This window comes from Bacillus sp. AG4(2022), from assembly GCF_031844465.1.
GTDB classification, from domain to species: Bacteria; Bacillota; Bacilli; order Bacillales; family Cytobacillaceae; genus Bacillus_AB; species Bacillus_AB infantis.
This window is the reverse complement of sequence record NZ_JAUZVH010000008.1, coordinates 36,094-48,077: the sequence shown is the minus strand read 5'-3', so window position 1 is coordinate 48,077 and position 11,984 is coordinate 36,094. Positions and strand designations below refer to the sequence as shown.

Genomic DNA, 11,984 nt, shown 5'->3' with positions numbered 1-11,984 from the left:
ATGATGAATAAGCTGAGGCCGTATGGCATGATTGCGCCATCGATTGCCATCTTCGGATTATTTTTCATTTATCCTATCTTATACATGATTTATTTAAGCTTCCATGACTGGAACTTTGTCAGTCCTGTTAAGGATTTTGTGGGTATCGGCAATTTCAAAGCGCTTTTCGCAGAGCGTGAGTTCATTGAAGTGATGCAGAATACCTTTACCTACACAGCCTTGACAGTATCCCTGACAGTGGCGGTTTCTCTGCTGCTTGCCCTGTGGCTGAACAGGCAGGGAGCTCTGTACGGATTTGTGCAGGGTGCGATCTTCAGCCCGCATATTATCTCGCTTGTTTCAGTGTCGATGCTTTGGATGTGGCTCATGGATACTGACTATGGACTGCTGAACTGGTTTCTCAATTTGTTCGGCATCGCAAATGTCCCATGGCTGACAGATCCGGGAACCTCGCTGTTTTCTCTCGTCATTGTGGCGGTCTGGAAAGGGATCGGCTTCAATACGCTCATTTTCATTGCCGGGCTGCAGAGCATTCCGAAGGATATTTATGAAGCGGCAGAGCTGGATGAGTCGAATAAGGCGAGGACCTTTTTCAAGCTGACGCTCCCGATGCTGTCACCGACGCTCTTTTTCCTGACGATCATTTCCCTGATTGCGTCATTCCAGGTGTTTGAAACGATTGCGATCATGACCCAGGGCGGGCCGATTAATTCAACGAATACCTTTGTTTTCTATATTTATGAGTATGGTTTCCGGTTCTTCAAAATCGGCTATGCATCGGCCGCAGGTGTTCTGCTGCTGATTCTGGTAAGCCTTTTGACAATAGTCTACTTCAGGCTGCTTTCCCGGAGAGTCCATTACCGATGATGTGGAGGATTATATATGAAGCTTAAAGCTGCAGGAAGGCTTTTCAATTTGGCCGCACTCTTACTGGTTGTTGCTGTTTTTGCACTTCCGTTTGTCTGGATGATTTCCACTTCTTTTAAAACGCTTGGTGAAACAATGACATTTCCGCCGAAATGGCTGCCTGAGGAGTTCAAATGGGAAAACTTCTCCAAGGCATGGAACTCCGGGCCGTTTTTCCGCTACTTCTTAAACAGCCTGATGGTTTCAGCGGGAATCCTGATATTGCAATTTCTGACGATTATACCGGCAGCCTATGCTTTTGCCCGGTACCGTTTCAGGGGAAGCAGGTTTTTCTTTGCTGTGACCATGATTACCCTGATGATTCCCTCTCAGCTTATCTTTTTGCCGGTCTATCTGCAGATGAGCTCCTGGGGGCTGCTTGATTCCCTGTGGGCGCTGATCCTGCCGTTTGCCTCCAGTGCTTTTGGCATTTTTATGCTCAGGCAGTCGTTCATGCAGGTCCCTGAGGAACTGCTGGAAGCCGCCCGGCTTGATGAAGCTTCTGAATGGAAGATCATGTTCCGCATTATGGTTCCGATGGCAAAGCCTGTTCTTATCACATTTGGATTATTCAGCTTCATCACTCACTGGAACGATTATTTCTGGCCGCTTGTTATGACGACAAGCGATGTGGCGCGCACCCTTCCGCTCGGGATATCCAAGCTTAGGGAAGTAGAGGGAGGAACTGCCTGGAATGTGCTTATGGCAGGAAATATGATCCTTGTTGTGCCGATCCTTATTGCCTTTTTCTTTGCTCAAAGACAGATTATCCGTGCTTTTGTTTATACAGGAGTCAAATAGACAGGAAAGGATGATGATTGATGCTGAAGAATGCCTGTGTTGCACACCGCGGCTGGAGCGGGAAAGCCCCTGAGAATACGGCGGCCGCTTTCCGGCTCGCCCTTGAGCACCCTATGATTTCTGCCATAGAGCTGGACGTCCATTTATCAAGGGATGGGATCCCTGTTGTCATTCATGATCACACGTTGGAACGGACAACAAACGGGAGCGGATATGTGAAGGACCATACTGCCGCTGAACTGGCACTCCTTGATGCAGGCTCATGGTTCAGCCCTGAGTATTCCGGCGAAACGATATCCTCGCTGGAGGAAATCATTCAAATGGCCAAAGGAAAAAAGAAGCTTTTCATTGAGCTGAAGCAGATGGCCGGAATGTATGAAGGACTTGAAGAAAAAGTGGCAGGATTGATCAGAAAATATTCACTCTATAAAGAGGCCCTGGTCATCTCTTTTGATCATCATTCACTTCTGAAGCTGAAAGAGCTGGATCCGAGGATCCGCACCGGCCTCATTTACCTGGGTCATGCGACTCTCCTGGCAGAGCAGGCAGCTTATACGGGGGCAAGCCATGTATCCGTTCACTATGGCTTTCTCTCCCGTGAGTTAGTTGAATCTCTGCTGGACGCCCGCATTGAAATCGGCACATGGACAGTCAACGGCAAAGAAGCTTTGAAAAAGGTGCAGGACTTGGGCGGAAGCATCCAGATTACAACCAATCATCCGGAAATCATGGTCGGCCAGCCGGAAGAGCAAATGGAGGCAGCAGAATGAATCAGGCAAAAATATCATTTATCATCCCTTCCTATAATGAAGCTGAGAATATCCCCAGGGTGCTGGAGGCAATCCGGACGGAAATGGCAAGCCTTTTTTATCAATACGAAATCCTGTTTGTGGATGATGGGAGCTCGGACGGCACGATGGAAACCATCCATCGGCTGGCTTTTCACCATGAGGAAGTAAAATTTATATCGTTTACAAGGAATTTCGGGAAGGAGGCGGCCATGCTTGCCGGACTCCGGAACGCAGAAGGTGATGCGGTCATCATGATGGATGCCGACCTTCAGCATCCGCCTTCCCTGATCTGCCAGCTGGTGAGGGGATATGAAGAAGGGTATGGGCAGGTGATTGCCAAAAGGAACCGTACGGGAGATTCTCCGGTGCGTTCATTCGTTTCCTCCTGCTTCTACCGGTTTGTGAACAGGGCAGTGGACGTGCAGCTGTCAGACGGTGAGGGAGATTTTCGGCTGCTGAGCAAAGAAGCAGCAAAGGCGCTCCTGCTGCTCAGTGAAGGAAACCGCTTTTCCAAAGGCCTTTATTCATGGATCGGATTCGAGCAGAAAATAATAGAATACGAGAATGTCCAAAGGGAAGCAGGGGAGACAAAATGGTCATTCCCTAAACTGCTGAATTACGGGATTGATGGGATCGTTTCTTTTAACCACAAGCCGCTCAGGGCATGCTTTTATCTGGGCGCCTTTGTCCTTCTGCTTTCGCTCGGATATATCGGATTTACCTTTGTCCAGATCATGCAGCATGGAGTCTCTGTTCCTGGCTATTTCACGACCATATCTGCTGTCCTTTTCCTGGGAGGAATTCAGCTTGTCTGCATGGGAATCGTCGGTGAATACATCGGCCGCATTTATTATGAGACAAAGAAAAGGCCGCATTATCTGATTCAGCAGACCAATATTCAGCAAGCAAGCGAAAGAGGGGAGCAGCATGCGGTTCATACACAGTGAATTTTTCCGCTTTGCCGTGACCGGCGGGGTTAATACTCTGCACTATTACTCAATTTATCTTGTTCTTCTCCATTTTGCAGGGTTCCATTATTTCCTGGCGCATAGTATAGGTTTCGCAAGCAGCCTGATTGGTTCTTTTTTCCTGAACACGCTATTTACTTATAAAGTGAAGCCGACATGGGGGGCGTTCATCCGCTTTCCGCTGACACAGCTGTTCAATACGGGCATGACTGCAGTCATCTTGTTCATACTTGTAGATGGGCTGAAGGTGAGCAGCAGCCTTGCACCGGTCATTGCAGTCGTCTTTACTTTGCCAGCTACTTTCATTTTAACGGGGAGAGTCCTGAAAACATCATGCAAAAAGCGCGAAGCTACTTACCAAACTTATTAAACTTTCTTCAGGCAGACAGATGGCCTAAGGCTGCCTTCTTTTTCTTCTGTCTGCTGGCAGCTGTAATGAGCCATATGTTTTTTATTTCTGAGTGGTTCGAGGGCCGCTATATGACCGGGATGAACGATGGATTGTCGCAAATGCAGCCGTTCAAGCAGCTCTTGTATGAGCAGTACACCAGCGGGGAGTTTTTCTATTCGCCTGACTTCGGGTTCGGCGGGGGCACCTATACCCAGCTTGGCTATTATTTTGCTACTTCTATCTTCTTTCTGATTACGATGCTTGTAACCTATATACTTGAGAGTCTCGGCCTGATCGGGGCGCCGGATATTTTTTACTGGGCTGACATCATCCTCATTGTAAGCATCATCAGGCTGACCGGCATCCTGCTTCTGGCCTCCTATTATTTCAGGATGCTGGGAATGAAAGCACTGCCCGCCTTTACTGGCGCTGTCATTTACGGCACAAGCATCATTTACTTCAGGCATGTGACCTACTGGGAATTTTTTGCCGACAGCATGCTCTGGCTTCTCCTCCTCCTGATAGGGATTGAAAGGATCATGCAGGGGAAGGGTGTTGGCCTGTTTATTGGAGCGGTGTCCATCAGCTTGTTTGACAATTTTTATTTTGCTTATGTTAATTTCCTTCTGTCCGGCGTTTATGTCCTGTTTCGCTGGATTCTCCCGTTTGATGGAAACGGGCGGGCCAAGCTGATCCAGCTGAAGCATTATATTATCGGGCTGGCCGCAGGATTCTGCATCAGCGGCTTTTCGTTTTTTCCTGCCGTATATGGCTATTTGAACAATTACCGACCTGCATATGAGGACCATATCCCTGCTTTTGAGTTTATTGACAATCTGCTGCTGAACGGAAGAATTGTCTATCTGCCGGCATTTGTTCTCATCTGCCTGCTGGCAAAGCCTTTATACAGGAACAGGCATTTCCGGTTTTTTGCTGCAATGACGATCGTTCTGTCCATCCTGCATTTCAGTCCGTTTATAGGCAGCTTGTTCAATGGTTTTTCTGCTCCACAGTACCGCTGGGAATATATGCTGTCGCTTGCAGCCGGCGGGGCGGCAGGAGCTGCACTCCCCCTGGCAGGCAGGCTCAAGCTTCTTCCGCTTGCATCAGCAGGAGCAGGTGCGGCTTTATTTTACATACTGTTCTATCATTTTGACCCTAAGCTGGAATTTGAAGAAGTGCAGGATGCTTATATGGCGATTGCAGCCTTCATTTCGGCTGCTGTTTTCCTTCTCGGGGCAGCATTTTTCAGAAAAAAGGCCGGAGTACTGCTTTCAGCTGCTGTCATCCTGACCAGCGTGCTGATCCCGAATTTTTACCAGGAAGAGCGTTTGACCGTGACAGGGACGGAATATCGTGTATCAAAGGAGTTCATGAACAGCCGTGACTATAACGGTGCAGACCAGCAGGAGCTCATCCGGCTGGTACAGGAGGGTAACGCTGATCCTTTGGCAAGGATCGACTGGATGATCCCTTTAAGGAATAATACCCCGATTGTCCAGGATTTCAGAGGGATGAGTGTCTATTCCAGTATCTTAAATAAAGAGCTTCTATGGTTTTATCTCAGTGATCTTGAAATCGATATGGGGCGTGAGAGCGTCAGCCGCTATGCTTCCCTTGGGGACCGGGCCAACTTGTACAGCATCCTCATGGGAAAATATTATATTGCTGAGAAGGGAGATGCCTCCATTCCTTACGGCTTTAAGAGAATAGCTTCTGCCGGCGATTATGAGGCTTATGAAAATGAAAACCTCCTGCCTTTTGTGCGGACGGCTGACAGCGTTTATCTGGAAAAAGATCTGAAAGGAAGTTCCCCTTCGGCAAAGGAACAGGCGATGCTGAAGGGAATCGTTCTTGAAAAGGGGAAAGCAAATGCCCCCATACCGGACAGCAGAAATCTGATTTCACAGGCAGAATTCAAGCCAGTAAACGCTGAGTATGCTGGCGGAAAACTCAAGGTCAGCGGTGAGGAAGGCGGCATTGATTTATTGATCAGTGAAAGAAATCCTTCTGCAAAAGACTATTTGGTTGGCTTCAATATTGATGGCATCAACAACAAGGAAGAATTTATCCTTGAGGTCAATGAGTTCCAGACAATCAGGAAAGAAGAAGGGTCTATATACCGGACGGGTGTGGATGACCTGATCATAAGGGTCAAGGCAGCGGACCAGATTTCCCTTAGGATGCCAAAGGGAGAATATCATTTAAAGGACTTTAAGCTTTTTGAAGAAACCTTTGAGGTGCTGGAAAATGTGAAAAAAGAAGAACGCCGCCATGTTCCGCCAGAGGCAGAGTGGTCAGGAAACCGTCTGTCATTTGAACTTCAAATTGAAGGCGGGCATTATGCAATCATTCCGCTACCTTTTGAAAAAGGCTGGCGCTTAAAGATTAATGGAGAGGAAGAAGAGCTGCTGAAGGCCAATTATGCATTTACAGGCTTCCGGCTGCAGGAAGGTCAGAACAGGATCGAGATGGTCTATTATCCGCCGTATTTCTTTCTGCTGCTTGCACTCTCTTTTGCTGCAATAAGCATTTGCCTTGCTGCGCTCTTTAAAAAATCAAGGCGCATGTCCGTTCGCCATATCAATGTTAGTTCTTAATGTGAAAGAGTAAGTTAATTCCTGAAAAAATTTGGAAATTGAAGGAACAATCTATATGTGTGAAGAATATATCTCACTATGTATGTATACAAATGTGTACATACAAAATAGGAGGTGTATGCAGTGGAAAAAGACTTTCGCAAAAAAACATTTCGAGGTGCCAAGATTGAAGATATGATCTTGGAATTAGAGAAACTTAGCTCATTATGTGAAGAGAAATCTAAAAGTAGTGAACAATTAGAAAGGCAGCGTTTCTATGAAGGAATGGCTATTGCTTATACTACTATTGCAGTGAAATTAAAAGGAGACTTCGACTATATTGAACCAAAAGTAATTGATGAATTGTACAATGCCTTAGAGAAAACTTCAAATCCAAATAGTTTAAGCAATACAGAACACGGTACCACTTGTTCTTTTTGTCGTAGAAGTAAAGAAGAAGCCGGAGAATTAGCTATGGGACCAGGAGTTTCTATATGTATTGAATGCTTAGAGTTTGGTGCTGAAGTTATAAAAACACAATCCACAGAAGTATAATTCATTAACAAGCAATTTGGAAACCTTATAAGGTTTTTCTTATCTCTAATTAATTATCAACATTCATATTTAACACAGCCAATAAAAAAGGAGACCCCCGCTAAAAGGGTCTCCCGCTCCACAAAGGCCCGCTATTGCTGCCTGTTCTGGAGCTGCTGCTCTCCGAGGGCGACAAGGCGCTTTGTCATCTCGCCGCCGACAGAGCCGTTTGCCCGCGCGGTCGTTTCAGCACCAAGCTCAACTCCAAACTCATTGGCTATTTCTTGCTTCATCTGATCAAGTACATTAGCTGAACCAGGAACCAACAGTTTGTTTCTTGCCATGATCCATCACTCCCGACGAAGGATTGAACAATGGATATTGTTCTTTTTTAACTTAACCTGATGCAGGCTTCATGATACAGACAATCGGGGAAAGCATGCCTGAGCATCCGCCTGAGGGTTTTGGGATAAGATGTGCTAGTATGGGGATAGTTAAGAAATGAGGTGTCCAGGATGAAAATAGAAGTATGGTCGGATTTTGTCTGTCCGTTTTGTTATATAGGAAAACGCCGCCTGGAAGGGGCATTGATGGATTTCCCATACCGGGATCAGGTAGAGGTGGAGTTCAAGAGCTTTGAGCTCGATCCGAATGCCGCCCCTTACTCTGGGAGAAGCATTCATGAGGCACTTGCTGAAAAATACGGCATGAGCATCGAGCAGGCGAAGCAGGCCAATGTGGGAGTGGGGCAGCAGGCGGCAAGCGTCGGCCTGACCTTCAATTTTGACGAAATGAAGCCGGGCAATACCTTTGATGCCCATAGACTGGCTAAATTCGCGAAAACAAAGGGAAGGGAAGCTGTTCTGACGGAAAAGCTCCTTAATGCCTATTTCACAGAATCAAAAAACATAGGCGATCACGAGGAGCTGGCTGGTCTTGCGGAAGCAGCAGGACTGGACAGGGAAGAGGCGCTCAGCATTCTGAAGGATGAAACAGCTTATGCCAATGATGTCCGCATTGATGAAGGCATTGCCCGGCAATATGGCGTTACAGGGGTTCCTTATTTTGTCATCAACCAGAAATATGCCATCTCAGGCGCCCAGCCTGCGGAAACCTTTGCCAGCGCTCTCCAGAAGGTGTGGGAAGAAGAAAATCCTGTAGTGAAATTGCAGGAATTGTCCCCGGAAGGTGCGGCTGATGCCAGCTGTACGGATGGAAGCTGCATCGTTCCGGAAAAAGAATAGATTGAAACAGACTAAAAGGGGTTCGAAATAGAGATATTTCAAACCCCTTTCTTTAAAAACTTTCAGCAAAATCAACCAGCATCTCCTTGTATACATGAACAGACTCCGGCAGTACATATTCTTTATCGCCATGCCAATGCAGTCCGCTCGGTCCGAATTCGATGGCCGGTATGCCGTAGTTGGCAAAGAAGACGGTATCGGCAGAGCCATGCTGTCCGAAAAAGACCGCTTCATCTTTAATATGCCGATCAACGACCGGCTTCAGCTTTAAGATGAATGGGTTGTCCCTTGCTGTTTGCAGCGGTTTGCTGAACATGCTGACAAGCACTTCCCCGTCCGTGATCGATTCGATCTGTTTAACGATTTCATCCTTATCCTGGCCGGGCAAATAGCGGATGTCGTAAAAAAGCTCGCATTTTTCCGGGACTTTATTATATACATCGCCTCCGCGGATTTTGGCCAGGTTGATGGAAGGGGAAGGATAGAATTCGGAGCTTTCTTTGGCAAAAGGGAGCTCCTTCAGCTTTCCATGGACTTCATATGCCCTTTCAATCGCATTGATGCCTTCCCATGGCCGGCTTCCGTGGGCCGGATCTCCATCAATGGCAATTTCGAGGCGCATGACGCCCTTTGCCTGGAGGGCGATTCCAAGCTGGGTCGGCTCTGAGCAGATGACAAAATCGCCGCGGTATCCATTTTCGGCAAGGTAGCCGGAGCAGTTGAACCCGCCGATTTCCTCATCAGAAACGATCTGAAGCTGAAGCTTGACCCCAAGCGGCGCCTCCTTCAGCTCTTTGAAGGCGCACATCATCGCTGCCACGCCAGCTTTCATATCGGCGGCCCCTCTGCCATAAATCTTGTCTTTCACCTCTACGGGGATGAATTGATCTTCTTTGCCTGAAACAACATCTACATGGCCGTTCCAGACAATGGTTTCATTGCCGCTCCCTATCTCTGAAACAAGCATTTTGTAGCCGTTATTTTCAATGATATGTACAGGGAGCCCGTGGCCCTCAAGCCAGTGCCCGCAATAGGCAACAGCTTCATTGGCCCCTTCTTTGTCCGAGCTGTTGATGCTGATCAGCTCTTTCAGCAGGTTTTCCAGCATTTTTTTCCCTACCTCCTCTGTCTATGGGTTATAGGACTTATACCCTGTATTCTCGAGTTTAAAAGGGAAAAAGCCTCTTTCTAGTCTTCTGAAAGAGGCAGTTCTATCTTTTCTATTTCTTTGCCATTCAGTTTCACGCTGTACAGATGATACTCGGGCGACCCTTTAGCAAAACGCTTATCGACCATAAAGTATACGCGGTCACCATCAGCACTGAATACCGGCCTGTCTGTATACTCCCCTAAATGGGTAAGCTGGGCTTCCTCTCCGGAATCCACATCCATTTTATACAGCTCATATTCATAGGTTCCTCCTTCATCAGAGTTACTGATGGATTGAAAAATCATTGTGTCTCCATCAGGAGAGAAGGTGAAATCAAAAACATCCATTTTTCTGTCAGGATCACCTGCTATCTTCATGCTATCAGGGTTATCTATGGGGATTTCAAATATGCGCTGCTTCACCTCAAAGGTTTCTTCAGGTGTATCAGCACCCTGGTCATCATCCATCTGGATAAAAACACTGTTTTCTCCCGGACTGAGCTGGAGGCTGTGCATAGAATAGCTCTTCAGATCAGTTATTTGCTTATGTTCGCCTTCAGCCGGATTAAATGACCAGACATCAAGGTCATGCGGCCGTTTGCTGGCAATAGGTGAATAGTTCTGAAAGGTGCCGGCGCGCAAATAATAGAGAGTATCATCAACAGGAGAAAATTCAGTTTCCGTGATAAGCTCATTCTCGGTAAAAGCATCTGTGACCTGCTTTGTCGATAAATCAAGAATATGGATGGTGGTTTTAAACGCTGTATCTTCATCCTGCTGTTTATTGGTGGAAATGAAGCTTAGCAGAGATCCGTCATAGGAAAAGCTCGGATCCAGGATCATTCTTGAGCTGTCCAGGGAAAATGCCTCAGCATTGATATCTTTTTCCTTGTTGTACAGCATAAGGCTTGGTTTGCCATCTTTGTAATTTACATAAGCAATCGTATTCTGTGAGGATATATCATATTGATTGGTAATCCCATTCTGCTTTTCATTTTCGGATTTATCCAGATTAAGCCCGAGGAGGATAAGCAGGAGCGTGATGCCTCCAATAAATGAAAACAGCAGGATGATACTTTTCTTTTTCATGAAAAGCTCCTTTCTAGTAAAACAGGGCAGGCGCGTAGATAAGTGCCAGGCCTGCCAGGATGGCGATGAAGGGAATCGCCGAGAGTCCGTATGCCAGTTTCTTATTTTTTCCTGCAACCTTGATCTGGATCACATAGAGGATGACCCAGAAGAGTATCGGGCTTAAAGAAATCAATATGACCGGGTGCAGGCCTATCATGATAAGCCCTCCCCAGGCAAAAAAGAGGCAGGCAGCTGTGATCAGGACGCCGGCGGTAATATTGATGGCATGAAGCTTTTTCAAAGTTTTATCCATCTTGCCGCTGCTGGCGCTGAAATCATACAGTGTCGTCCGATAGACAAGGACAATGGCAAGAAGGATATTGAGCCAATCCCAGATCGAAAGTCCGAGTGAGATGCTATGATCCAGATTGCTGGCCAGCAGATAGCCGGCCGCATAAACAAGGATATGCAAAATCAGCAGGGAGTTCATCCAGAGCTTCCGGTTCAGGTGGAAAACCTGGTTCACGGCAAGGAAAAGAATCATGGAACTCGCGCCCATGGAAAGCAGCAGCCAGCCGATATGGGCATCTCCATTGATCAAAAGCTGTCCCAGATAAGCGCCTATTGTAAAAAGGATGGAAGAGATGGCAAGCGTCAGCATCATTTCTTTTCGGTATGGAAAGAGAGACTGCTGAATCTGGCTTCCGATTTCCCCTTCCTCGCCAAACTGTTCCATCGCTTTCTGTTCGGCTTCGCTTTCACTGAAGCCCTGTTCCTGGAAGTGCTCTTTTGAAAGCTGCAGATGTACCATAAGCTCCTCGAATAGATCTTCTTTTTCTTCTTTGGAGCATTCGGTATGCTGGACAATTTTCATGACAAAACGTTCAAGCTGCGATTTCACGTTAATCCCCCCGAGCTTTTGCGGATCATGCTTTCGATCAGGCTCCAGTCCTTTCGCTTCTTTTCCAGCTCCTGCAGGCCGTCCTCAGTAATACGGTAATATTTCCTTCTCCCTGCTGCCGTTTCGCTCCAGTATGACTCTGCAAACTTCTTTTTCTCCAGGCGCTTGAGGGCAGGGTAGAGAGTGCCTTCACCCATTACATAAGCTTCATCGGAGATTTCCTTAAGGATTTTTGTGATTTCATAGCCATATAAATCCTTTTGGGCAATGAGCGATAAAAGCAGGAGATCTGTACTCCCTTTCATCATTTCCTTATCCATTTCCATCACCTTTTTCCTAATGTTACTAACAGTGTAATACGATGTACCTCGTATTGCAAGGGTTAATCTTATAGTTTTATCTATACTTGTATAGGTTTAAAGACTCAGGGGTGTAGGTCTTATAGCATGTTATCCAGAGACTTATTAACAGGGAAAACATGAACAGAAAAGTATTCCACAGACATATCCACATTATCCACAGAATTATCAGAAGTTTTGCTCATTATTATGTTAACTGATTAAAGCGTTAGTAAATATGAGATTATTTAGATTATCCACAAAATTCACAGGGTTGTGGATACTTTTTATTCACAGAGTAAAAAGAATAT

Annotated in this window: 13 protein-coding genes; 8 read left to right on the top strand and 5 right to left on the bottom strand. The window is 46.5% G+C overall.

Features of this window, described 5'->3' with window-relative positions:
• From Q9R36_RS20140 to Q9R36_RS20110, 7 genes are all read left to right on the top strand, one after another.
• Positions 1 to 867 carry a carbohydrate ABC transporter permease gene (locus Q9R36_RS20140; protein WP_306010313.1) on the top strand — a complete coding sequence of 289 codons (867 nt, stop codon included), beginning with the start codon at positions 1 to 3 and terminating at the stop codon, positions 865 to 867.
• A gap of 15 nt (positions 868 to 882) precedes the next feature.
• Positions 883 to 1,707 (top strand): carbohydrate ABC transporter permease, encoded by an 825-nt coding sequence (locus Q9R36_RS20135; protein ID WP_009795174.1) that lies wholly within the window; start codon positions 883 to 885, stop codon positions 1,705 to 1,707.
• 20 nt (positions 1,708 to 1,727) lie between these two features.
• On the top strand, positions 1,728 to 2,477 hold the full coding sequence (locus Q9R36_RS20130; RefSeq protein ID WP_094769057.1) for a glycerophosphodiester phosphodiesterase: 750 nt from the start codon (positions 1,728 to 1,730) through the stop codon (positions 2,475 to 2,477).
• Complete coding sequence (locus Q9R36_RS20125) at positions 2,474 to 3,445, top strand: glycosyltransferase family 2 protein (protein ID WP_094769056.1); 972 nt, start codon at positions 2,474 to 2,476, stop codon at positions 3,443 to 3,445. The genes Q9R36_RS20130 and Q9R36_RS20125 overlap by 4 nt, the downstream gene beginning before the upstream one ends.
• Positions 3,426 to 3,836, top strand: a complete 411-nt coding sequence (locus tag Q9R36_RS20120) for a GtrA family protein (RefSeq protein WP_148950955.1) — start codon at positions 3,426 to 3,428, stop codon at positions 3,834 to 3,836. The genes Q9R36_RS20125 and Q9R36_RS20120 overlap by 20 nt, the downstream gene beginning before the upstream one ends.
• On the top strand, positions 3,800 to 6,457 hold the full coding sequence (locus Q9R36_RS20115) for a YfhO family protein (protein ID WP_311225784.1): 2,658 nt from the start codon (positions 3,800 to 3,802) through the stop codon (positions 6,455 to 6,457). The genes Q9R36_RS20120 and Q9R36_RS20115 overlap by 37 nt, the downstream gene beginning before the upstream one ends.
• 123 nt (positions 6,458 to 6,580) lie before the next feature.
• Complete coding sequence (locus tag Q9R36_RS20110; RefSeq protein WP_009795180.1) at positions 6,581 to 6,991, top strand: ClpX C4-type zinc finger protein; 411 nt, start codon at positions 6,581 to 6,583, stop codon at positions 6,989 to 6,991.
• Positions 6,992 to 7,122: 131 nt separating this feature from the next.
• Here the strand turns inward: Q9R36_RS20110 and Q9R36_RS20105 are convergent, their stop codons facing one another.
• The gene (locus Q9R36_RS20105; protein ID WP_009795181.1) at positions 7,123 to 7,314 is read right to left on the bottom strand and encodes an alpha/beta-type small acid-soluble spore protein; all 192 of its coding nucleotides are present in this window, start codon (positions 7,312 to 7,314) and stop codon (positions 7,123 to 7,125) included.
• A gap of 171 nt (positions 7,315 to 7,485) precedes the next feature.
• On the opposite strand from Q9R36_RS20105, the gene Q9R36_RS20100 reads away from it, so the two are divergent.
• A complete protein-coding gene (locus Q9R36_RS20100; protein ID WP_094769053.1) occupies positions 7,486 to 8,214 on the top strand; it encodes a DsbA family oxidoreductase in 729 nt (242 codons plus the stop codon).
• 52 nt (positions 8,215 to 8,266) lie between these two features.
• On the opposite strand, the gene Q9R36_RS20095 is transcribed toward Q9R36_RS20100, so the two are convergent.
• The 4 genes from Q9R36_RS20095 to Q9R36_RS20080 form a co-directional block, all read right to left on the bottom strand.
• Complete coding sequence (locus Q9R36_RS20095; RefSeq protein ID WP_094769052.1) at positions 8,267 to 9,322, bottom strand: M20 family metallopeptidase; 1,056 nt, start codon at positions 9,320 to 9,322, stop codon at positions 8,267 to 8,269.
• Between the two features lie 80 nt (positions 9,323 to 9,402).
• Complete coding sequence (locus Q9R36_RS20090) at positions 9,403 to 10,452, bottom strand: TolB family protein (protein ID WP_101551679.1); 1,050 nt, start codon at positions 10,450 to 10,452, stop codon at positions 9,403 to 9,405.
• 13 nt (positions 10,453 to 10,465) lie between these two features.
• Positions 10,466 to 11,335 (bottom strand): permease prefix domain 1-containing protein, encoded by an 870-nt coding sequence (locus Q9R36_RS20085; RefSeq protein ID WP_009795185.1) that lies wholly within the window; start codon positions 11,333 to 11,335, stop codon positions 10,466 to 10,468.
• Positions 11,332 to 11,655 (bottom strand): PadR family transcriptional regulator, encoded by a 324-nt coding sequence (locus tag Q9R36_RS20080; protein WP_035403153.1) that lies wholly within the window; start codon positions 11,653 to 11,655, stop codon positions 11,332 to 11,334. The genes Q9R36_RS20085 and Q9R36_RS20080 overlap by 4 nt, the downstream gene beginning before the upstream one ends.
• Positions 11,656 to 11,984: the final 329 nt, after the last annotated feature.